General features: G+C 61.1%; 21 protein-coding genes. 8 read left to right on the forward strand and 13 right to left on the reverse strand.

Features of this window, described 5'->3' with window-relative positions:
- The first annotated feature begins 122 nt into the window (after positions 1-122).
- Positions 123-1,121 (forward strand): AraC family transcriptional regulator, encoded by a 999-nt coding sequence (locus BLS75_RS09220; RefSeq protein ID WP_041752486.1) that lies wholly within the window; start codon positions 123-125, stop codon positions 1,119-1,121.
- A gap of 6 nt (positions 1,122-1,127) precedes the next feature.
- On the opposite strand, the gene BLS75_RS09225 is transcribed toward BLS75_RS09220, so the two are convergent.
- From BLS75_RS09225 to BLS75_RS09235, 3 genes are all read right to left on the reverse strand, one after another.
- Positions 1,128-2,474: an ATP-binding protein gene (locus tag BLS75_RS09225; protein WP_011062732.1), complete on the reverse strand. Its 1,347-nt coding sequence runs from the start codon at positions 2,472-2,474 to the stop codon at positions 1,128-1,130.
- A complete protein-coding gene (locus tag BLS75_RS09230; RefSeq protein WP_011062733.1) occupies positions 2,471-3,148 on the reverse strand; it encodes a response regulator in 678 nt (225 codons plus the stop codon). The genes BLS75_RS09225 and BLS75_RS09230 overlap by 4 nt, the downstream gene beginning before the upstream one ends.
- Positions 3,149-3,267: 119 nt before the next feature.
- Positions 3,268-3,870, reverse strand: coding sequence for an outer membrane beta-barrel protein (locus tag BLS75_RS09235; protein ID WP_011062734.1), 603 nt, complete (start codon positions 3,868-3,870; stop codon positions 3,268-3,270).
- Positions 3,871-4,015: 145 nt separating this feature from the next.
- Here BLS75_RS09235 and BLS75_RS09240 point away from each other — a divergent pair, with 145 nt between their 5' ends.
- Together BLS75_RS09240 and BLS75_RS09245 are read left to right on the forward strand one after the other, a co-directional pair.
- The gene (locus BLS75_RS09240; protein WP_072450700.1) at positions 4,016-4,807 is read left to right on the forward strand and encodes a dienelactone hydrolase family protein; all 792 of its coding nucleotides are present in this window, start codon (positions 4,016-4,018) and stop codon (positions 4,805-4,807) included.
- A 93-nt stretch (positions 4,808-4,900) separates the two neighbouring features.
- Positions 4,901-5,626, forward strand: a complete 726-nt coding sequence (locus tag BLS75_RS09245; protein ID WP_072450701.1) for a 4'-phosphopantetheinyl transferase family protein — start codon at positions 4,901-4,903, stop codon at positions 5,624-5,626.
- A 13-nt stretch (positions 5,627-5,639) separates the two neighbouring features.
- Here BLS75_RS09245 and BLS75_RS09250 read toward each other — a convergent pair whose 3' ends face one another.
- The gene (locus tag BLS75_RS09250) at positions 5,640-7,250 is read right to left on the reverse strand and encodes an ATP-binding protein (RefSeq protein WP_011062737.1); all 1,611 of its coding nucleotides are present in this window, start codon (positions 7,248-7,250) and stop codon (positions 5,640-5,642) included.
- Positions 7,247-7,969: a response regulator gene (locus BLS75_RS09255; protein ID WP_011062738.1), complete on the reverse strand. Its 723-nt coding sequence runs from the start codon at positions 7,967-7,969 to the stop codon at positions 7,247-7,249. Before BLS75_RS09255 ends, BLS75_RS09250 begins: the two co-directional genes overlap by 4 nt.
- A gap of 786 nt (positions 7,970-8,755) precedes the next feature.
- Here BLS75_RS09255 and BLS75_RS09260 point away from each other — a divergent pair.
- Positions 8,756-11,647, forward strand: coding sequence for a ribonucleoside-diphosphate reductase subunit alpha (locus BLS75_RS09260; RefSeq protein ID WP_072450702.1), 2,892 nt, complete (start codon positions 8,756-8,758; stop codon positions 11,645-11,647).
- Between the two features lie 264 nt (positions 11,648-11,911).
- Here the strand turns inward: BLS75_RS09260 and flgE are convergent, their stop codons facing one another.
- The 6 genes from flgE to BLS75_RS09290 form a co-directional block, all read right to left on the reverse strand.
- Positions 11,912-13,255: a flagellar hook protein FlgE gene (gene flgE, locus BLS75_RS09265; protein WP_072450703.1), complete on the reverse strand. Its 1,344-nt coding sequence runs from the start codon at positions 13,253-13,255 to the stop codon at positions 11,912-11,914.
- Positions 13,256-13,284: 29 nt separating this feature from the next.
- Entirely contained in the window at positions 13,285-14,013 is a 729-nt protein-coding gene (gene flgD / locus BLS75_RS09270; protein ID WP_011062741.1) for a flagellar hook assembly protein FlgD, read from the reverse strand.
- Between the two features lie 15 nt (positions 14,014-14,028).
- Positions 14,029-14,472 (reverse strand): flagellar basal body rod protein FlgC, encoded by a 444-nt coding sequence (flgC, locus tag BLS75_RS09275; RefSeq protein ID WP_011062742.1) that lies wholly within the window; start codon positions 14,470-14,472, stop codon positions 14,029-14,031.
- Between the two features lie 3 nt (positions 14,473-14,475).
- Entirely contained in the window at positions 14,476-14,883 is a 408-nt protein-coding gene (gene flgB / locus BLS75_RS09280; RefSeq protein ID WP_011062743.1) for a flagellar basal body rod protein FlgB, read from the reverse strand.
- Between the two features lie 252 nt (positions 14,884-15,135).
- The gene (cheR, locus tag BLS75_RS09285) at positions 15,136-15,963 is read right to left on the reverse strand and encodes a protein-glutamate O-methyltransferase CheR (protein ID WP_011062744.1); all 828 of its coding nucleotides are present in this window, start codon (positions 15,961-15,963) and stop codon (positions 15,136-15,138) included.
- Positions 15,964-16,006: 43 nt separating this feature from the next.
- A complete protein-coding gene (locus BLS75_RS09290; protein ID WP_011062745.1) occupies positions 16,007-16,939 on the reverse strand; it encodes a chemotaxis protein CheV in 933 nt (310 codons plus the stop codon).
- A gap of 75 nt (positions 16,940-17,014) precedes the next feature.
- Between BLS75_RS09290 and flgA the strand changes: the two genes are divergently transcribed.
- The 4 genes from flgA (at position 17,015) to BLS75_RS09310 (ending at position 19,604) form a co-directional block, all read left to right on the forward strand.
- A complete protein-coding gene (gene flgA, locus BLS75_RS09295) occupies positions 17,015-17,776 on the forward strand; it encodes a flagellar basal body P-ring formation chaperone FlgA (RefSeq protein ID WP_072450704.1) in 762 nt (253 codons plus the stop codon).
- Between the two features lie 151 nt (positions 17,777-17,927).
- Positions 17,928-18,245: a flagellar biosynthesis anti-sigma factor FlgM gene (gene flgM, locus BLS75_RS09300; RefSeq protein ID WP_011062747.1), complete on the forward strand. Its 318-nt coding sequence runs from the start codon at positions 17,928-17,930 to the stop codon at positions 18,243-18,245.
- A 48-nt stretch (positions 18,246-18,293) separates the two neighbouring features.
- Positions 18,294-18,761, forward strand: coding sequence for a flagella synthesis protein FlgN (locus BLS75_RS09305; RefSeq protein ID WP_011062748.1), 468 nt, complete (start codon positions 18,294-18,296; stop codon positions 18,759-18,761).
- 96 nt (positions 18,762-18,857) lie between these two features.
- On the forward strand, positions 18,858-19,604 hold the full coding sequence (locus BLS75_RS09310; protein ID WP_072450705.1) for a flagellar brake protein: 747 nt from the start codon (positions 18,858-18,860) through the stop codon (positions 19,602-19,604).
- A 58-nt stretch (positions 19,605-19,662) separates the two neighbouring features.
- Here BLS75_RS09310 and BLS75_RS09315 read toward each other — a convergent pair whose 3' ends face one another.
- Both BLS75_RS09315 and BLS75_RS09320 read right to left on the reverse strand, forming a co-directional pair.
- Positions 19,663-21,036, reverse strand: coding sequence for an MFS transporter (locus BLS75_RS09315; RefSeq protein ID WP_072450706.1), 1,374 nt, complete (start codon positions 21,034-21,036; stop codon positions 19,663-19,665).
- Between the two features lie 72 nt (positions 21,037-21,108).
- Entirely contained in the window at positions 21,109-22,350 is a 1,242-nt protein-coding gene (locus BLS75_RS09320) for a glutamine synthetase family protein (RefSeq protein ID WP_169892267.1), read from the reverse strand.
- Positions 22,351-22,435 lie beyond the last annotated feature (85 nt).

Below are 22,435 nucleotides of genomic sequence, written 5' to 3' on the forward strand. Positions count from 1 at the left end.
GGTAGAAGCTGGCGGATTTCCGCCCACTCACCCTCTCTCGTCCTACAATTTGGCGGATATCCGCCTTGCTCCCTTCCTGGGGGCTGGCTAAGATCCGCCACTCAATGGACGGACCTGCCTGCATGCGCGAACGCACCATCGCCAGCCACTTTGCCCGTGCCGCCCTGGGCGGAGCACGCCGGCACGGCTATGACTACGCGCCCCTGCTGCATCAGTTGGGCATCAGCCCCGAACTGCTGAACCAACCCAAGGCCCGTATCGCCCCCGAGCAATTCACCCGTCTATTGCAGCAACTGTGGCTGGAGCTGGATGACGAGTACCTCGGGTTCGGCCATGGCCCCAGCAAGCGCGGGACCTTCGCCATGATGTGCCACGCGCTGATCCACTGCCGTACCTTGGAAAAAGCACTCAATCGCGGCTTATTATTTTATAGCCTGTTTCCGGAAGCCCCGCGTCTGAGTCTGACGCGTGAAGGAGAAATGGCCCGGCTGAGCCTGGATGATTCCGAGCTATGGGATCCCGAGCACTTTCTCAGCGAGAGCCTGCTGGTGATCTGGCATCGCCTCGGCAGTTGGTTGATCGGCCAGCGCATCCGCCTGGAGCAGGCCTGCTTCAGCTACCCCAAACCCGATCACGGCGCGGAATACGACCTGCTTTTCCCTTGCCCGCTGCAATTCACCCAGGAGCGCAGCAGCCTGCTGTTCCACAGTCGCTACCTGGGCATGCCGCTGCTGCAGGACGAACGCACCCTCAAGCACTTTCTCGAACGCTCTCCCGCCGACCTGTTGTCGCGCCCGGATGAAGGCGACAGCCTCAGCAGCCAGCTGCGCCGCCTGCTCAGTCGCGACCGCGAGCACTGGCCCGACCTGGAAAGCGTCGCCCAGCACCTGCACGTCAGCCCGCAGACCCTGCGCCGGCATCTACGCGAAGAAGGTTCGAGCTTTCAGGAGCTGAAGGATGAGCTGCGCCGCGACATTGCCATCTACCACCTCGGCCGGGCCGACCTGTCATTGCAACAGATCGCCGAACAACTGGGCTTTTCCGAGCCCTCGGCCTTTCACCGGGCGTTCAAGAAATGGACCGGCCTGACCCCGGGCGCCTACCGCGCCCGGGAACAGTAGCCCCCCCTACAGGGCCGGAAAGTGAATCCGGAAGGCCGCCCCCCCCAGGGCCGAATCCCCCAGGGTCAGTTGCGCGCCGTAGCTCTCGATGATGTCCTTGACCACCGCCAGGCCGATGCCCTGCCCCGGGTGCTGGCGATCCAGGCGCTCACCGCGCTGCAGAATCCGCGCCCGCTGATCGGGTGGCACGCCGGGGCCGTCGTCTTCCACACACAACTCGGAGCCTTCCAGGGTCTCGCGCACGCTGATGCGCACTGAGCTCAAGCACAGGCGATAAGCGTTCTCCAGCAGGTTGCCGAGCAACTCCAGCAACGCGCCGTGCTCGATCGGCAGGTAGCAGCGTTCCGGCAAGTCGAAGGACACCCGTACCTGCTTGTCGCGATAGACCTTGTCCAGGGTGTCGCAGAGGCTTTGCAGCACCGGCCGCAGCCGCACCTGGTGGCGCACCAGGCCGCTCTTGCGCAGGCTGGCGCGCTGCAACTGGTAACTGATCTGCTGGCTCATGCGCTCGATCTGCGCCTGCAGCACCCAGGCCTGCTCACGATCCTGGGGCCGTTGCGCCATGTCCTCGCTCACGCCCTGCAACACCGTCAACGGGGTTTTCAGGCTGTGGGCCAGGTCATCCAGGGAGTCACGATAGCGGCTACGCTGCTCACGCTCGCTTTGCAGCAGGCGGTTCAACGAGCCCGTCAGGCGCAACAGCTCGCGCGGGTGCTCCTCACTGAGGCTCTGGCGGGTGCCGCTTTCGATCTGGTCCAGCTCCTGGCTCAAGCGTCGCAAGGCTTGCAAACCCCAGGTCAGGCCGAGCCAGAGCAGTGCCAGGAGCACCAGCAAGGCCGCGCCGAACCCCAGGTAGAGGTTTTCCCGAACGCCTTCCAGGGTTTGCTGGTACTCACGCACCGGCTGCAGCGCGACGATACTGAAGGCCGCGCTCTTGCCCCCCAGCAGCTTGATCTCGACGTCGTAGACGAAGAACTCCTGGCCGTTGGCTTCGCGGATCCTGGCGAACTCATTGCCACGCCCGTCGTACCGCGGCCGGTAGTTGATGTTCTCTTCCTGGGTTGCTCGCGAGCGCCAGACCAGGTGCCCTTCGCGATCGTAGATGTAGCCCAGCAGGCGGCTGTCGGCGAGGTTGAAGCGCTCGTCGGGCAATTGCGCCGGCATCTGCAGGCGGTTGTTCTCGATCCGCGCCGCACTGATCAGGGTGGTGACATCGGAAGCCAGGCGCTGCTCGATAGAATCCTGCAACGCCAGGCTGAACGCCCCCTGCATGGCTGGCAGCAGGGCCAGCATGAACAGCACCGCCAGGGTCGTGGCGGCCAGCATCAGGCGCAGGCGCAGCGATCGAATCATCGGCAACGCTCGTTGAACAGGTAGCCCAGGCCACGCACCGTATCGATCGGCTTGAAGCCCGACGGCCCCTCAAGCTTGCGCCGCAAGCGGCCCACCAGCACTTCGATGACATTCGGATCGCGCTCGTCGTCGTCCGGGTACAACTGCTCCATGAGCCGGTCCTTGGCCACCACTTGCTGATGGTGACGCATCAGGTATTCGAGAATCCGGTACTCATAGGCCGTCAGGGCCAGGGGCTGCTCATCCAGGGAGGCCTGCTTGCGATTCAGGTCCAGCAGCAGCGGCCCGGCAATGATGGTGGACTGGGTGAAGCCACTGGAGCGCCGCAGCAGCGCATTCAGGCGCGCATCCAGCTCTTCGAACTGGAATGGCTTGACCACATAGTCGTCCGCACCGGCCGCCAGGCCCTCGACCTTGTCCTGCCAGTTGCCACGGGCCGTGAGGATGAGGATCGGGAACGTCTTGCCACGGTTGCGCAACTGGCGGATCAGGTCCAGCCCGCCCATGCCGGGCAGGCCCAGGTCGATCACCGCCAGATCGTGGTTGAACTGCTCGGTCTGATACAGCGCCTCCTCGGCGTTGGCCACGGACTCGACGACATGACCGCTGTCGGTGAGGCGGGTTTGCAAATGATGACGCAACAGCGCCTCATCTTCGACGACCAGCAACTTCATAACGCTCTCCCAGGCAAAATTCGACATCTCCAGGGGCGCCCCTGCGCCCTGATGATTAATGCGCCAACGCCGGACCGTGCCCAAGGCACGATCCGGCGCGGTCCAGGCCAGGCCGCTTATCAGAAAGCGTAGTTGGCCGACAGGTAGGTCTGGGCGCTGCTGGTAAGGCTCAGCGAACCCTGCTTGCTGCCACCGCGCTCGCTCATCTCGGTCCCGGCATTGCTGCGCAGGTAACGGTAGCCGAGCTCCACCGAGGTGTTCTGTGAAACCTGTTGCAGGACGCCGGCCTGTACGCCCACCGCGTAACCAATGTCGCTGTCACGGCTGAAGCCCGGAGACTCCTGAGTCAGCTTGGTCAGGCCGGCCGTGCCGCCGCCAAAGAGTTTGGTGCTGCTGGTCACCGGCAGGAACATATCGTAGCTGCCCAGCAGATTCTGCTGGCGCAGTTTAATGCCGTTGTGGGAGCCAGACACATAATCATAGGTAGCGTAGTAGCGACCCTGGTCATTCTGTTGACCGGCGCGTACACCCCAGGTGTTGTCCTTGCCGATCACGCCATCGGCGTTCGGATGGCCCAGGTTGCTGTTGAGCTGGCTGGACTTGTTGATCTTGTCGCTGGTCTGGCCGAAGGACAACCCAACGAAGTTGCTGTCAGCGGCTTGGGCGGCGGCGCTGGCGCCGAAGACGGTAAAGGCCAGGAACAGTTTTTTCAATGAAGTCATAGGAAGTTTCCTTTGCGCTATTGGCTTTTTGGGTACGGGGCTAGAGTAAACAGCCCGCCCTGAACTCCCCCTGAACACACCCTTAACCTCGCCTGAACCAGATCGACTAGGCTGTGCTGACACCTTTTCAACCGGAGTTCCCCTCATGCGCATGCTCGTCGCATTGGTCCTGTTAGCCCTCGGCGGCCTCAGCCAGGCCGCCATCAAGACTCAGGAAATTCCCTATCGCAGTACCGACGGCACTCAGTTGATCGGCTACTACGCCTACGACGACGCCCTACAGGGCCCGCGCCCGGGCATCGTGGTGGTGCATGAATGGTGGGGCCTCAACGACTACGCCAAGCGCCGGGCCCGGGACCTCGCCGCCCTTGGCTACAGTGCCCTGGCCATCGACATGTACGGCCAGGGCAAGCACACCGAACACCCGGCGGACGCCATGGCCTTCATGCAGGCCGCGCTGAAGGACAGTGCCGCTGCCAGTGCACGTTTCAACGCCGGCCTTGAGCTGTTGAGACAGCAACCGCAGACCGATCCGCAGAAACTCGCCGCCATCGGCTACTGCTTTGGCGGCAAGATTGTCCTGGACGCCGCGCGCCAGGGCCTGCCCCTGGCCGGCGTGGTGAGTTTCCACGGTGCCCTGGCCACCGCCACACCGGCTACCCCCGGCAGCGTCAAGGCCAAGATCCTGGTGGAACATGGGGCCCAGGACAGCATGGTGACGGCGGACAACGTCACCACCTTCAAAGCGGAAATGGACAAGGCCGGCGCCGACTACCGCTTCGTCAGCCTGGAGGGAGCCAAGCATGGCTTCAGCAATCCCGATGCCGACCGCCTGAGCCATGGCGAACACGGCGGGCCGGACATCGGCTACAACAAGGCCGCCGATGAGCGTTCCTGGGCCGACATGCAGGCATTCTTCAAAAAACTGTTTGGCTAGCCGCCGTACCTGGGTTGCCGTCAGTGCGCTGCGGCAACCCTTTGCGCTTCACCCGACTACCCTCAAACGCAGCAACCCGGCACACTAGCGGCCATGAATGCTCTCCCCCCCCTCCCCGCTTGCTGCACCCCTCTGGACGCTGCCTGGCCGCTGCCGAACGTCCTGCCCCAAGCCCTCTGGCTAAGTACCCGGTTCGATCCCGGGCAACTTGCCGCGGATGATTTTCAGCGCAGCGGCATCGAAGCACCGCCGAGTATCCAGCGTTCGGTGGCCAAGCGTCAGGCCGAATTTCTCGCTGGACGCCTGTGTGCCCGGGCCGCCTTGCAGCAACTGCAACGACTGGACTGGGTACCGCCCATTGGCGATGACCGAGCGCCGATCTGGCCCGAACACATCTGCGGTTCGATCACCCACAGCAGCGGGCGCGCCGCGGCCATCGTCGCCGACAAACGACACTGGCGTGGCCTGGGAATGGACCTGGAACACCTGCTCAGTGCAGAACGTGCAGCCAAACTGGCGGAGCAGATCCTGACCCCGGCCGAACTGCAGCGCCGCGACCAGTTGCCGGCCGAGCTGCATGCACTGGCGGTAACCCTGACCTTCTCGATCAAGGAAAGCCTGTTCAAGGCCCTGTACCCGCTGGTGCACAAACGCTTCTATTTCGAACACGCCGAAGTCCTGGAATGGTCTGCCGAAGGGCCGGTGCGGATGCGCCTGCTGATCGATCTGTCCGAGGAATGGCAGCACGGCCGCGAACTGCAAGGGCAGTTCGCCGTGCAAGACGATCATCTGCTGAGCCTGGTGGCCATCAAGGCCTGAACCGGGGCCGCCCTCAGCGGGGTTCCTGATGCCGTGGCCAGCTCAGGCTGAAGCAGGCACCGCCCAGATTCTTGCTCTTGCTGATCAGGGCGCGGCCCTCGTGCCAATGGATGATCCGCCGCACAATCGACAGCCCCAGCCCATGCCCGCCGGAAGCCCGGGTGCGGCTGTCATCCAGGCGCAGGAATGGGGTGAAGATCTTTTCCCAGGCATGTTCCGGCACGCCGGGACCGTCATCTTCCACATCCACCCGGCAGCGCAACTGCCCTACCTGATAGCTGACCGTCACCTGGGACTCGGCATGACGCATGGCGTTGCCCACCAGGTTCTGCAAGGCCCGGTGCAGGTAGCGCGGCTCGGCCTCGACCCACGCACCGTCACACTCGGCGGCAGACAGGCACAGGCCACGCCGGACCTTGAGATTGGCCCGCAACGGCGCCAGTTCGCTGATCACCTGGTTGATCAGCGCATCCAGGTCGATACGCTGGAAATTCAGGGCCGGCGAGCCCTGCTCCAGGCGGGCGTAGGTCAGCATTTCGTCCACCAGCCGGTCGAGGTCCTGAATGTCGTTGTCCATGCCGTCCAGGTACTTCTGCCGGGCCTGATCGGTGCTCGCCGAAGCAATCATCTCCAGGCCGAAACGCAGCCGCGCCACGGGTGTGCGCAACTCATGGGACACCGCACGTACCAGCTCGCGCTGAATCGCCAGCAGGCGCTGCAAGTGCTCGGCCATGCCATTGAAGGCCGCCGCCAGGCGCCCCACCGAGTCCGCGCCACGGGCCGGCACGCGGGTTTCCAGGCTGCCCTTGGCGATCCGCGTGGCCGCCGACTCCAGGCCGCTGAGGCGCCGCTCCAGCTGGCGCACCAATAGATAGACGATCAGGCCGATCAGGCTCAGGCCCAGCACGGCAATCAGCACCAGCCATTGCGGCGGATAGGGATTCATCTGATACAGCGGGCCGATCTCCAGCACCCAGGGCGTGCCCACCAGGCCGGCGAAGACCCGGATCGAATCGCCACCCTTGCCCAGGGCCATCACCGTGTCGCCCTCGGCCACCCGGCGCCGCTGATCCTCGTCCATGTCGGCGGCGTCCAGAGTCGACAACTGCATATCGAAGCCGAACCCCTTGGCTTCCTTGAGTGCAGCCAGGCGCTGGGGTTGCTCTGCCACCGGATAACGCACCAGCTCATCCGCCAGCAGGTAGATAGTGGCCCGGGCCAACTGCTCGCTGATCTGCTGGACCTCGGCACTGAGCAGCAGCTGTTCCTTCTCGCTGACCAGGCGATAGACCCGGGCGGCGAAGGGGCCGGTCTGCTCCACCAGCGCCTGGCCGCGCAGCACCCGACCGCGCTGGCTACTGTCCAGGTCGGTCTGGCTGAAGGTCTTGAGACTCAGGGGAATGCCCAGCAAGCGCTCCCACACCGCCAGCGCCCGGCGACGCTCGATCTCGCTCATCGGCTGCAGGTTGTCCGCCATCAGCGAAAAAGTGCCGTGGGCCAGCCGCTCGCGGTACTGCTCGCTGCGCACCTGGTTCAACAGATGCAGGGCCAGGACCCCAAGCAACGCCACGAGGATCAGCGCGGCGCACATACCGCCGTAGATCCGCAGGAAGATCGAGTTCACGAGCGCATGTCGGCGGCGGCTTCGGGGACGAACAGGTAACCCTTGCTGCGAATGGTCTTGATCAGCCGCGGGTGCTCCGGATCGTCACCGATCTTCGGGCGGATGCGCGAGATCCGCACATCGATGGAGCGGTCCTGGCCGTCATAGCCGATGCCACGCAGGGCGGTGAAGATTTCTTCCCGGGACAGGATCCGCCCGGCATTGGCCACCAGCAGCCACAGCAGGTCGAACTCGGCACTGGTCAATTCGATCCCGGCATCGCTCAGCCAGGCCTCGCGCAGGGCATTGTCCACCACCAGCGGGCCGAACTGCAGGCGGCGGGTTTTCTCCACCGCCGGCTCCGGCGCTTCGCTACGGCGCAGCAGGGCCTGGATGCGCGCCAGCAGCAACCGCGGGCGCACCGGCTTGCAGACATAGTCGTCGGCACCCAGGTCCAGGCCCATGATCTGGTCCATGTCATCGGTACGGGCGGTGAGCATGAGGATCACTCCGTCATAACGATCCCGAACCTTGCGGCAGATGCTCAGGCCGTCTTCACCGGGCAGCATCAGGTCGAGGATCACCAGATCCGGCTGCTCGGCAATGATCCTGGCCGCGGCCCGGGCACCGTTGCCCTCGATCGCCACCTGCAGGCCATTGCTTTCGAGATATTCACGGGTCAACTCAGCCAGACGCTGGTCATCCTCGACAATCAGTACCTGCCAGGCTTCCTGTTCCACGCACGACCTCTTCTTGTTCTATTGCCAGTCCACCTTGAGCAGTAAAGCCCCCGTCTTTCTGTCATGAAAAAGGCGGATAACACGCTCTGGGAAAGGTGGCTGGTTTGCCATGGGAAAGGCCGGGAAACCCCGGTCGATCGCTGCCGATTGTAGCAACCGGCACAGGCGCCGACACAAGCGGCTAAAACGACTCGGTCAGGGCGTTTTTTTGTGATAGGGTTCGCGCCCGCAAAAATCCGCCCAAGGCAATTTTCGACGGTAAAAAACAGTGACAAACGGTTCCATCCACTGGGACTGCGGGCTGCGTGAGTTTTACCCAGTCCATACACAATTTACGCACAACCTTATCCACAGGCAGTACGTTGCAATCAGCCCCCCAAACGCATTATCTTGTAGCCCGGCGGCTAAAAATCCCTATATCTAGGGTTTTGCGCAAAAAACCAAACACAATTCAGCCAAGAAACTCAAGCCCTTTTCTTGCCCCGTTTGGTGGAACCAATCGCTGTTTCAGAAGACCAAGACCGCGCGTGCGGATGGCATCGTTTTCCACCCTGTCCAGGAGAAAGCGGTACGGGTGTTGCAGCAACAAGACTGTCACCCACCAGGAATAAGGTGCCGAGCCCCGGCTCGGCACCCATGACTTCGGCATGGAAGCGGCGCCTATAGCCCCCTTCCTGAACTGTCCCGAAGTCGTTATGCCCGGCCTCTGCCGGCTGTAGTGCTTCAGGACGGAACGGTGGGCACCCAAACGGTGCCCAAACAAACATAGAGAACGTGGAGACACCCATGCAAACCGACACAACTCGCGAGAACCCGCAGGCCAATGCGCCGCAGGCCGCCGATTCCACTCAGGATCTGTCTGCTACCGCACCCGGCCAATTGCGCGTGATCAAGCGTAACGGCACTGTCGTTCCTTATACCGATGACAAGATCACCGTCGCGATCACCAAAGCGTTCCTCGCAGTTGAAGGCGGCACCGCCGCTGCCTCGTCGCGAATCCACGACACCGTGGCGCGCCTGACCGAACAGGTCACCGCAACCTTCAAGCGTCGCATGCCTTCGGGCGGCACCATCCACATCGAAGAGATCCAGGACCAGGTCGAACTGGCCCTGATGCGCGCTGGCGAGCAGAAAGTCGCCCGCGACTACGTGATCTACCGTGACTCCCGCGCCAAGGAACGGGCCACCCGCTCCACCAGCGAAGAGCCGGTACAAGCCCACCCTTCGATCCGCATCACCCGCACCGATGGCAGCTTCGCGCCCCTGGACATGGGCCGCCTGAACACCATCGTCAGCGAAGCCTGCGAAGGCCTGGAAGAAGTCGACGGCGACCTGATCCAGCGCGAAACCCTGAAGAACCTCTACGACGGCGTGGCACTCAAAGACGTCAACACCGCCCTGGTGATGACCGCCCGCACCCTGGTCGAGCGCGAGCCGAACTACTCGTTCGTGACTGCCCGCCTGCTGATGGACACCCTGCGTGCCGAAGGCCTGGGCTTCCTCGAAGTAGCCGAAAGCGCCACCCACCACGAAATGGCCGAGCTGTACGCCAAGGCGCTGCCGGCCTACGTCGCCAAGGGTATCGAGTTCGAATTGCTGAACCCGGTACTGGCTGAGTTCGATCTGGAAAAACTCGGCAAGGCGATCAACCACGAGCGCGACCAACAGTTCACCTACCTGGGCCTGCAGACCCTGTACGACCGCTACTTCATCCACAAGGATGGCGTGCGTTTCGAACTGCCACAGATCTTCTTCATGCGCGTGGCCATGGGCCTGGCAATCGAAGAGAAACAGCGTGAAGACCGCGCCATCGAGTTCTACAACCTGTTGTCGTCCTTCGACTACATGGCTTCCACCCCGACCCTGTTCAACGCCGGCACCCTGCGTCCACAGCTGTCGAGCTGCTACCTGACCACCGTTCCGGACGACCTGTCGGGCATCTACGGCGCCATCCACGACAACGCCATGCTGTCGAAATTCGCCGGCGGCCTGGGCAACGACTGGACTCCGGTACGTGCACTGGGCTCCTACATCAAGGGCACCAACGGCAAGTCCCAGGGCGTCGTGCCTTTCCTGAAAGTGGTCAACGACACCGCGGTAGCCGTGAACCAGGGTGGCAAGCGCAAGGGCGCTGTCTGTGCCTACCTGGAAACCTGGCACATGGACATCGAGGAGTTCATCGAGCTGCGCAAGAACACCGGTGATGACCGCCGTCGTACCCACGACATGAACACCGCCAACTGGATCCCCGACCTGTTCATGAAGCGCGTCTTCGACGACGGCAAGTGGACCCTGTTCTCGCCATCGGAAGTGCCTGATCTGCACGACCTGACCGGCAAGGCCTTCGAAGAGCGCTACGAGTACTACGAAGCCCTGACCGAGTACAACAAGATCAAGCTGTTCAAGACCGTCCAGGCCAAAGACCTGTGGCGCAAGATGCTGTCCATGCTCTTCGAGACCGGCCACCCATGGCTGACCTTCAAGGACCCGTGCAACCTGCGCAGCCCGCAGCAGCACGTGGGCGTGGTCCACAGCTCGAACCTGTGCACCGAGATCACCCTGAACACCAACAAGGACGAGATCGCAGTTTGCAACCTGGGCTCGATCAACCTGCCGAACCACATCGTCGACGGCAAGCTGGATACCGCCAAGCTGCAACGCACCGTGAACACTGCCGTGCGCATGCTCGACAACGTGATCGACATCAACTACTACTCGGTGCCACAGGCGAAGAACTCCAACTTCAAGCACCGTCCGGTCGGCCTGGGCATCATGGGCTTCCAGGATGCGCTGTACCTGCAGCACATCGCCTACGGCTCCGATGCAGCCGTCGAGTTCGCCGACAAGTCCATGGAAGCGGTCAGCTACTACGCAATCCAGGCTTCCTGCGACCTGGCCGACGAGCGCGGCGCCTACGAGACCTTCCAGGGTTCGCTGTGGTCCAAGGGCATCCTGCCGCTGGATTCGCAACAGATCCTGATCGAAGCCCGCGGCCAGAAGTACATCGATGTGGACCTCAACGAATCCCTGGACTGGGCACCGGTTCGCGCCCGTGTACAGAAAGGCATTCGTAACTCCAACATCATGGCCATCGCACCGACCGCCACCATCGCCAACATCACCGGCGTGTCGCAGTCGATCGAACCGACCTATCAGAACCTCTATGTGAAATCCAACCTGTCGGGCGAATTCACCGTGATCAACCCGTACCTGGTTCGCGACCTGAAGGCTCGCGGCCTGTGGGACTCGGTCATGATCAACGACCTGAAGTACTACGACGGTTCGGTACAGCAGATCGAGCGCATCCCGCAGGAGCTCAAGGAGCTCTACGCAACTGCCTTCGAAGTGGAAACCAAGTGGATCGTCGACGCCGCCAGCCGTCGCCAGAAGTGGATCGACCAGGCTCAGTCGCTGAACCTGTACATCGCCGGCGCTTCGGGCAAGAAGCTGGACGTGACCTACCGCATGGCTTGGTACCGTGGCCTGAAAACCACCTACTACCTCCGCGCCCTGGCCGCCACCAGCACCGAGAAGTCCACCATCAACACCGGCAAGCTGAACGCTGTTTCCAGCGGCGGCAACCACGGTGACGACTCGGTCCTCGCGGCTCCAGCCGGTCCAGCTCCTGTACCTAAGGCTTGCGCCATCGACGAGCCGGATTGCGAAGCTTGCCAATAAGCTGAGCCGACAGGTGCCTGCGGGCACCTGCCCCAACCCTCGATAGACCTCCGGTTTATCGGGGGTTTTCTTTTGCCCGCAACAAAGCTGCAGAAGCCTGCTTGCCAGCGAAGAGCCCCGAAGCCTTGCACTGCACCGAGAGCACCCTCGCTGACAAGCCAGCCCCTGCGGCAGCGGTTCTTGCAGAGCGAACAGCACTATCGAACAGGCACAAAAAAGCCCCTCGAGGAGGGGCTTTTCGTAAAGCGTTTCAGCCAACCAGCATCAGGTCATCTGGATGATGGTCTGCATGATGGTGCTCTGGGTGGAGATGGTCTTGGCGTTCGCCTGATAGTTGCTCTGGGCCTTGATCAGGTTTACCAGTTCGTTGGTCAGGTTGACGTTGGACTCTTCCAGGGAGTTGGACTGAATCGCCCCCAGGGTGCCAGTCTTCGGTGCGTCATAACCTGGAATACCGGACGAATAGGTCTCTTTCCACTGAGTGCCACCTACCGGCTGCAGGCCCTGCTCGTTGGTGAAGCTGGCCAGGGAGATCTGACCGATCGGCTTGGTCTGCTCGTTGCTGAAGTTGGCCAGCATCACGCCAGTGCCGTCGATGGTCAGGCTGCTGATCTGGCCAGTGGAGTAGCCATTCTGCGCGATCACCGAGCGGGTGCTTTCGCCAAACACCGAACCGGTTTTGGTCATGTCGATGCTGACACCGTTAGGTGCAGCCTTGGCGCCATTGGGAGTGAACACGCCGTTAGTGACGGTACCCGGGGTCCAGGCCGCAGCCGACATGACAATGCTGTTACCGGTAATGGTATACGGCGTGGTCCCAGGCGCAGCTGGCGGGGTCATGCTGCTGAGCTTGCCCGACGAGTCGAACTTCATGGTGATCGGCGACTGGTTGGCCATGGTGAATGCAGTACCGTCCGGGTTGCGACCATCAATCAGCGTGTAGGTTTGCCACTCATTGGCGTTCGGCGTCTTGATCATGTACTGATCCATGACGTGCTTGTTGCCCTGGGTGTCATACACAGGCGTGCTGAACTGCTTGGTGTAGGTGGTGTTGTCGGTCGGATTGAACACATAGGCCGGAGTGGTCGCACCCACATCGATCGGCGTCGAATCGGAGTTCAGGTTGATCGTCGAGGAGATCGAGTCGGTTGGCTTTGGCGCCAGGTTCGAAGTATCGATCCGCAGGTCGGTCAGCACACCGTTGATGATCTTGCCGTTGGCATCGACCGCATAACCTTGCAGGCGGGCAGTGCCGTCACTGTTGGTGATGTAGCCTTCCTTGTCGGTCTTGAAGGTACCGGCACGGGTGTAGGTCAGGGAGCCGTTGGTGCTCAGCACGAAGAAGCCCTGGCCCTGGATGCCCATGTCCAGCACATTACCGGTGTTGTTGATATCACCGTTGGTGAACTGCTGGGAAACGTTGGCCAGGCGCACACCGTTACCAATCACCTGGGTGCCGCTGCCCAGCTTGGTGGCCGAATAGACGTCGGCGAACTCCGCACGGGAGGATTTGAAGCCGGTGGTAGCGACGTTGGCGATGTTGTTGCCGGTAACGTCCAGCTGTTTGTTGGCAGCGTAGAGACCGCTAAGGCCGATATTGAAAGACATATTCCACTCCTTGTGCCGGTTAGTCGGCTCTAGATACCAATGGTTTGTACTTTGGACAGGGCAATCGGGCTGCTCATGCCGGCGAGGTTCAACATCAACTCGCCGCCGGTCTGGCTGATGGTCACGCTATTGACCGTGGCCGGCAGGTAGGTGATCAGATCAGTGCCCTTGCCATCGATGGTGGTGCTGGCCTTGAAGGTGTAGTTGCCCGGATCCGCCTTGGTGCCGTCGGTCTTGGTGCCGTCCCAGACAAAGCTGGCGTTGCCGGCCTTCTGGCTGCCCATGTCGATGGTCTTGACGGTATTGCCGTCCTTGTCGGTGACGGTCACGGTGACCGAGTTCACGCTGGATGGCACGGTGACCGAGCCGGTCATGCTCTTGCTGGTGTCGACTTGGGTAGTGCCGGTCTGCACGATGACCGAGCGCCCCACCAGGGACGAAGCCTGCAAGGCCTGGGAAGACTTGTAGTTACCCGTGATCGCATTCACCGAGGAGTTGAGGGTGGTGATGCCTTCCAGGGTGGAGAACTGCGCCAACTGCGCAACGAACGCACTGTTGTCCTGCGGATCCAGCGGGTTCTGGTTGTTCAGCTGGGTTACCAGCAGCTTGAGGAATGCGTCCTTGCCCAGGCTCTGTTTGCCGGTGGCGCTGTTGGTCGCCGCGGCCAGGCCGTCGGCGCTGGTATTGCTCGTCGTTTTCGACGAATTCGCCAGGATATCCTTGAGGGATGGGGCGTTGGTGGTATCAGTAACGCTCATGGTCTTCGCCCCTTATCACTGACCCAGGGTCAGGACCTTCTGCATCATGGTTTTGGCGGTGTTCATCATTTCAGCATTGGTCTGGAACGAACGACTGGCAGAAATCATGTCGGCCATTTCTTCCACCACGTTGACGTTGGGGTAGTAGACATAACCCTTGGCATCAGCGGCGGGATGGTTCGGCTCGTAACGAGCTTCGAGGTTGCTCTGGTCTTCGACCACACCCAGCACCTGCACGCCCTGGCCGGCAGCGTCCTGGTTCTGGAACAGCGAGTCGCTGCCGCCGCTTTGCGCACCCTGGAACATGGTGGCAAACACCGGGTGACGAGCGCGGTAGGTCTGGTCGATGCTCGACGAGACGCTCTCGGCGTTGGCGATGTTACTGGCGACGGTGTTCAGACGGGTGGTCTGGGCGCTCATGCCACTACCGGCAATATTGAAAACACTGGCGAGGGACATGGATTACTCTCCGCGCAGGGCTGCTACCAGCCCTTTGAATTTGCTGTTGAGCAGCGTGAAGCTGGCCTGAAAATCCACCGAGTTCTGCGCGTAGCTCGATTGCTCCAGCTGGGCGTCCACGGTGTTCTGGTCGATCGAAGGTTGCATCGGGGTGCGATACAGCAGCGATTCATCACCACTGCTCAAGCCCTGGGCTTCGATATGCCGGTTGTTGGTCATGTTCAACGCGAAGGTACCGTTCTGGGCCTTCTGATTCTGCTCGGCAAGCACGGCAGAGAAGTCCAGGTCCCGAGCCTTGTAGTTCGGGGTATCGGCGTTGGCGATGTTGTTGGCCAGAACTTCGGCACGCTTGGCGCGAAAGCCAAGGGCCTGTTCATGGATACCGAGCGCTTTATCGAAGCTGATGCTCATGGCGGAAACCTTTGGGTGACCTGATTTTTCGTAACTCGGATATAGCAAGCTGCGTGCCAAGTCATCAACCCCCGTATTTCAAGGGTTTGCCGGCGACGGCAAGGCGGCAATGCCAGAAAAGCGGCAACGGATTTCCGCGAAACACCGGCAAAGCGGCAACCACCCTGCCGCTTTCAGCCAGGCGCGCCAGATAATCGCAGGCACAAAAAAGGAGGCCCTATGGCCTCCTTTTTAGGTACGACGATCTGCTGGCTACTTGGCCTGGTAGATGATGCCCGGACTGCATTGCACCATCTGATAATGATCCGGCAGCCCATTGAGGGCTTCGGAAGCCCCCAGGAACAGGTAGCCGCCAGGCTTCAGGGTGCTGTGAATGCGCATCAGGATGTCCTTCTTGACCTCCGCCGAGAAGTAGATCAACACATTGCGACAGAACACGATGTCGAACTTGCCGAGACTGGCGTAACTGTCCAGCAGGTTGAACGAGCGGAACTCCACGCGGCTCTTGATCGGCGCCTTGACCACCCAACGCCCCGGCCCCTTGGGGTCGAAGTAACGCTGCAGGCGCTCGGCCGACAGGCCACGCCCAATTGCCAGGCTGTCATATTCACCGGTCTTGCAGTTGTTGAGCATGGTCCCGGACAGATCAGTGGCAACGATCTGCACCCCCATCTTCAACTGCCCCATGTTGCTACGCTCGAACTCATCGATGGACATCGACAGCGAGTAGGGCTCCTGCCCCGACGAACAGGCCGCCGACCAGATGCGCAAGCGTTGGTTGGGGCTGGCCTTGATGGCTTCGGGAAGCACCTTGTTCTTCAACACCTCGAATGGGTAGGTGTCGCGAAACCACAAGGTTTCGTTGGTCGTCATGGCATCCACGACCATCTCGCGCAAACCACTGCGGGGCTGGGTCTGAATCCGCTGGACCAGCTCACCCAAGGTTTTTATCCCTTGCTGCTCCATCAGTTTGTTGAGACGGCTCGAGACTAGATATTGCTTATTTTCCCCGAGCAAAATACCACAGGCTTTTTCCAGGAAGACCCGGAACTGTTCAAAATCCAAATTACCCGTAGACAATGCTGCCGCCTCTTAAATCTTATGTCCGCCAGGGCGAGTGCCCTTAGCTGTGATCTGCTGCTTTGATCCGGTCGACTACCCGGGATGCCAGGTCATCAGGGCGGAACTTGGCAAGGAAGTCATCGGCACCGACCTTCTTCACCATCGCCTGATTGAACACCCCTGACAACGAAGTATGCAGGATGATATGCAGCTTTTGCATGCGTGGATCATTACGTATCTCAGCCGTGAGGGTGTAACCGTCCATTTCGGGCATCTCGATGTCGGAAATCATCATGAGGAATTCCTCTTCCGGCTTCTTGCCCTCGTCCACCAGCTTGCGCAAGTAATCCAGCGCTTGCCGACCATCATTCAATGCCACTACCTCGACACCTACGGTTTGCAGGCAACGGGTGACCTGCTTGCGTGCCACCGACGAGTCATCGACGGTCAGCACCCGCAGGGAAACAGCCTTGTGCTGGGTTTCGACATCCACCACTCCTGCCGAGATCGCCTCCGAGGTCGGCGCGACTTCCGCCAGGATCTTCTCCACGTCGATGATTTCCACCAACTGGTTGTCCACCCGAGTGACCGCCGTCAGGTAGTGATCGCGTCCGGTCCCCTTGGGCGGCGGATGGATCTCTTCCCAGTTCATGTTGACGATGCGCTCCACCGAGCGCACCAGGAAACCCTGGGTCTTGGTGTTGTACTCAGTGATGATGACGAACGGATTGCTCTGGTCCTGCAGGCCACCAGAACCCGTGGCCATTGCCAGATCCAGGATCGGAATGGTCGCCCCTCGTATATTCGCGACACCGCACACCACAGGACTGGATTTGGGCATCAGGGTCAGCTTAGGGCATTGCAGCACCTCGCGAACCTTGAATACGTTGATCCCGTAGAGCTGCCCACCGTCCAGACGGAACAGCAACAACTCTAGTCGATTCTGCCCAACCAATTGCGTGCGCTGGTTCACCGAATCCATTACACCAGCCATGCCCAGACTCCCCAAAGCTTTAAGATCCGACGCACGCTCATTGCTAAACGGCACGGCGCTTGCTTTTTAACTGTTATGAACGCCAAAACGACATTTTTCCGACGCCTGACATCCCGCTACCGCACTTTGCTGTACGGGCTGTCGGCTCTGTGCATTTTAAACCCCGGCAACCCTGCCGTTGCTGATTCGGTCACCCTGCCTGATCTTCTTATCGGCGTCACTCAAGGGTTTCTTGAATTCACGGTAGAAGACTACCTGGCCACCAGTCAAACGGAAGGTCGCTATGAAATCCAGGTCAACCAACTGGACCCGCGCATGCGCATGCCCAATTGCGACAAGGAATTGACAGCCAACCTGGAAAGCCCGGCTCAACCGCTGGGGCGGGTCACCGTCAAAGTGCGCTGCGAAGGCGCCTCGCCATGGACGGTATTCGTGCCGGCGCAGGTCAAGCTGTTTCGCGAGGTGGTCACCACTGCGCGCCCGCTCAAGCGCGCCGGCATCATCGAACCGGAAGACGTGGTGCTGCGCGAACGGGACATCAGCCAGAACAATCAGGGCTATCTCACCTCAGTGGACCAAGCCATTGGTCAGAAACTTGTCCGACCAATGGTCGCCGACCAGCTCGTTACCCTGGCCCATCTGGAGCAGGCGGAAGTCGTGCGCAAGGGCGATCAAGTGGTGATTTCGGCACGCAGCGGCACGCTGAATGTGCGGATGCCGGGCGAGGCGCTGTCCAACGGCGGCATGAGCGAACAGATCCGGGTCAAGAACCTCAATTCGCAACGGGTGATCAAGGCCCGCATCACGGCGCCAGGGCAAGTGGAAGTGGCCATGTAGATAGCTGGCGCTCAACCCGTGCGTTCCCTAAACTGTGGTCGATAAAGGGTCGCAGATACCTGACCTGGTTTGTCGACAATCGAGCCTAAAGTTTTTCAGGGTATGGCCGAAAACATGGCAAGCGTCCAAATACCCAGAGGTTTACTTCATCATGGTCATCGACTTCAGCCGTTTAAACAGCTCCCCTTCACTGACAGGCAGTACGCGTACCAGCACCAGCAAGGAAACCGGTGATGCCGGCAAATCCACGCCGCTGACAACCGCCGCCGAAACCAGCAAAAGCGGGGAATCGGTACACCTGAGCAATGAGGCTCAACAGTTGCAGAAAGTCACTGACAAGCTGCGCGATCAGCCTGCCGTCGACAAAGCCCGGGTGGCCGAGTTGAAGCAAGCGATTGCCGATGGCAGCTATAAGGTCGACAGCAACCGCGTAGCCAGCAAACTGCTTAACTTCGAAGCCCAGCGCTAGCCCCAGGCTTGCGCCAGGCTTTTGGACGCTTAATCCCCAAGGCCAGCCATGCACGACACCAACCTACTGCAATTGATCAACGATGACCTTGCTCCAGCGCAACACTTGCTGGAGCTGCTACGCGCCGAGTCTATCGCCCTCCACGGCCGCGACATGCCGCTGCTGGAAGATATCCTGGCGCAGAAGCAAGCCTTGGTCATTTTGCTGGAACAGCATGGCCGTAAGCGCACGCAAATTCTTGCCAGCCTGAACCTACCGACCAACCGCGAGGGACTCGAGCAACTGGCCAGCCACTCCAGCCTGGGCGCGCAGTTGCTCGAACAGAGCAATGTCCTGACCCAATTGCTTGCCGAGTGCCAAGCTGCCAACGAGCTCAATGGTCGCTCGATCCAGATCCAACAGGCCACCACCGCCAACCAGCTGAAAATCCTCAATGGTGGCGAACCTCCTGCCCTATACGACGCCCGCGGCTCTACCTCAATGCTTGCGAAGCCACGCCCACTCAGTCAGGCTTAATCCCAAAAAATGAGCGCGCGCTACCAAGCCGTGAAACATGCTGGCAAAATGCTGGCTCCTGCGTGTAGTTGTATTTTGTCTGGAGATTGATGAACCGTGTTCAACGCCTCAAATGCGGAAGATACTCCGCAGCCACCCAAGGTGCTCACCACTGCGTTGGAGATCTCTTCCAACCTGCGGTTGCTGCAAGAGAGCCATGACCCGCTGATCATCACTTTCCACGAGCGTAGCCAGCGCTTCCAAAGCTATCTGGTGGAAGTGGACCGCGATAGCAACATGATCGCCCTCGACGAAATGATTCCCCGCGACGGTGAACGCTTCCTGCTCGCAGGCGAGCCGTTTCGCGTAGAAGGCTTTCATGAAGGCGTACGCATCGCCTGGGAAAGCAACGGCTTGCCCACCCTCGACGAATCCAACGGCGGTCGCTGCTACCGCGCCACCCTGCCGGACGAAGTGGTATACCACCAGCGCCGCAACGCCTTTCGTGCCGCCCTCAAGCTGGCACAACTGGTAGACATCGAACTGAGCGGCGAAAAACTCAAGTCGCCCCTCACCGGCAAGCTACTGGACATTTCCGCCACCGGCTGCAAATTGCGTTTCGACGGCGATATTTCCTCACGCCTGCAACTGGGCCAGGTTTACGAGCGCTTTATCGCCGCCCTGCCCTTCGGCAGCATGACGGCCCCGGTGGAACTGCGCTACCTGCACCACGAAGAACGCATCGACACCACCTTTGCCGGCGTACGCTTCCACAACATGAGCGGCCTGGTACAGCGCCAGGTCGAACGCTTCGTCTATCAACTGCAGCGTGAAGCGCGGCGCTTCGATAAAGACGACCTCTGATTCAAAGGCATCAATGAAAACGGGCAGTGCCTTGCGGCAACTGCCCGTTTTTTTGCGCCTAAGGCCTGGCCCCGCTGAGGTGTTCCCGGGCGCATTCCTCTGCAGGCGGTTCGTCCGCAGCCTGCGGGGTATCTGGTGCAGGCTCATCAGGCGCAGCTTCCGGCACGGGCGCGCTCTGCATCTGATCCTGAACCACCTGTTCGTCCACCCGCGGATCCAGAGCCGCCACCAACGGTGAACTGGACATGCTGTCCGGCATCGCCACGTGATGCAGTGGCGCATCGTCGACCTGATGCAGATTGGTCACGGCCTTCGGCCGAATCCGCCAGACCAGCACCAGGGCAAAAAAACTGAAGAAGGCGTAGAGCATTTGGCTACCGAACAACTTCATCAGCACCCCTGCCGCCAATGGGCCAATACTCGCACCCACGCCATAGGTCACCAGCAGCATCGCCGTCAGCGAGACCCGCCGGTCCCCTTCCACATGGTCATTGGAGAACGCCACCGCCAGCGGATAGAGACAGAACTGCACCAGGGAACACAGGAAGCCCAGAACAAACAGGACCTCCAGCGGCACCGAAGGCAGGATCGCCAGGGGCAGGGCCACCACCGCCAGGAACAAGGCAAAACAGCGGATCAGCAGCGCCCGGTCATAGCGGTCGGACAGCCAGCCCAGCGGCCACTGCACCACCAGCCCGGCGAAAATGCAGCTACCCATGAACAGACCCACCTGCTCGGTGCTCAAGCCCTGCTGCGAGGCATAGAGCGGCGCCAGACCGTAGAACGAACCGACGATCAGCCCCGAACCCAGTACCGTGCTCAGCGATTGCGGTACACGCTTGATAAAGAAGCGCGGCTCCATGGGTGCAGGGCGCAAGGGTGCCGGGTGAATGCGCCGCGTCATGGCCACCGGCACCAGGCACAGGGCAAAGCACAGCGCCACCAGCATCAACAGCTCCAGGCCCAGGGCCGGGTGCATGACCAGTATCAACTGCCCCAGCACCAGGCCCAGGTAAGAGGCAATCATGTAGCCGCTGAACACCAGCCCGCGCTGCTTGGCGTCGGCCTGCTCATTGAGCCAGCTTTCGATGACCATGTACTGGCACATCATCCCCAGGCCCACGATCATCCGCAGCACTAGCCAGGCCGGCAACCAGTCCACCAGGCCGTGGCCCAGCACTGCCGCGCCGACAATCCCGGCACAGGTGGCGTAGGCACGGATATGCCCGACCCGGGCAATCAGTCGGTGCCCCAGCTTGCCCCCCAAAACCAGGCCGAAATAGTTGGCTGCCATCAAGGCCCCCACCCATAGCCCGTCGACATGATCGGCGGCCAGGCGCAGGGCCAGATAAGTGCTGAGCAGGCCAGAACCGATCAGCATCATCAGCGACGCGAAATAAAGCGCTCGAAAGGATTTCCAGATTTGGCGCATCGGCGTTCCGAGCGGCTCCTTGAATGAGGTATCGAGCCCCGGCAAACCAGAGCCCGACCAGCGACGGTTCGGTTATGCCTGGGCCGCTAACACACGCCGCTCCCAGGGAGTAATTTCATCAAAGAAACTGGTCAACTCCATGGTCTTCGAAGCAATGTAGCCTTCGATGAACTCGTTGCCGAACAGTTCCCTGGCCAACTGGCTACGTTTCAGACGCTCTAGGGCCGCATGCAAGGTACAGGGCAACGAAAGATTGTCCGGCACTTCGAACTCACCCTGGATGGCAGCGGTTGGCTCCAACTCGTTCTCGATGCCATGCAAACCTGCTGCCAGGCTCGCGGCGATCGCCAGATAAGGATTGGCGTCCGCCCCCGGCAGACGGTTTTCCACCCGTCGCGCCACCGGTGAACTGGCGGGAATCCGCAGGCCAGCGGCCCGGTTGTCGTGGGACCAGCACGCATTGTTCGGCGAAGCGTAAGGATGACACAAGCGCTGATAGGAGTTCACATTGGGGGCGAACAAGGCGGTGAAGTCGGCGAGGCCGGCCTGCAGGCCGCCAATGAAATGCCGGAACATCGCCGTAGGTTGCCCGGCGTCGTCACTGAAAACGTTACGGCCGTTACCCATCTCCACCAGGCTCTGGTGTATATGCATCGAGCTGCCCGGCGTGTGAGCCAAGGGCTTGGCCATGCAGACCACGATCAGGCCGTGCTTGAGCGCCACCTCCTTGAGCAGGTGCTTGAACAGGAAGGTCTGGTCCGCCAACAACAGCGGGTCACCGTGCAACAGGTTGATTTCGAACTGGCTGACGCCCATCTCGTGCATGAAGGTATCGCGGGGCAGGCCCAAGGCGGCCATGCCTTCGTAGACCTCCTTGAAGAATGGCCGCAGACCATTGTTGGAACTCACGCTGAACGCCGAATAGCCTTCCTCCCGGCGCCCATCCAGGCCGACCGGCGGCCGGAAGGGCTGCGCTGGATCGTCATTGGCCGCAAACACGAAGAACTCGAGCTCGGTGGCCACCACCGGCGCCAGGCCCAGGGCGGCATAACGGGCGATTACCTGTTTGAGCTGCCCACGAGTGGAGAGCCGCGAACTCTCGCCGCTGAGCTCATCGGCGTCACAGATGGCCAGCGCTCTGGGCGTTTCGCTCCAGGGCAGGCGGTGGATCTGCCGGGGGTCGGCATTGAGCGCCAGGTCGCCGTCGTCGCTGCCGTAGAAACGTGCTGGCGGATAACCGCCCATGATGCATTGCAGCAGCACCCCCCGCGCCATCTGCAAGCGCCGCCCTTCGAGGAATCCCTCGGCGGTCATTACCTTGCCCCGCGGCACGCCATTCAGATCCGCGGTGACACATTCGATCTCATCAATGCCCGTCAATCGCTCGGCGAGTGAACTG

Origin of the sequence: Pseudomonas sp. NFPP12, assembly GCF_900103205.1 — a bacterium.
Classification (GTDB): Bacteria; Pseudomonadota; Gammaproteobacteria; order Pseudomonadales; family Pseudomonadaceae; genus Aquipseudomonas; species Aquipseudomonas protegens.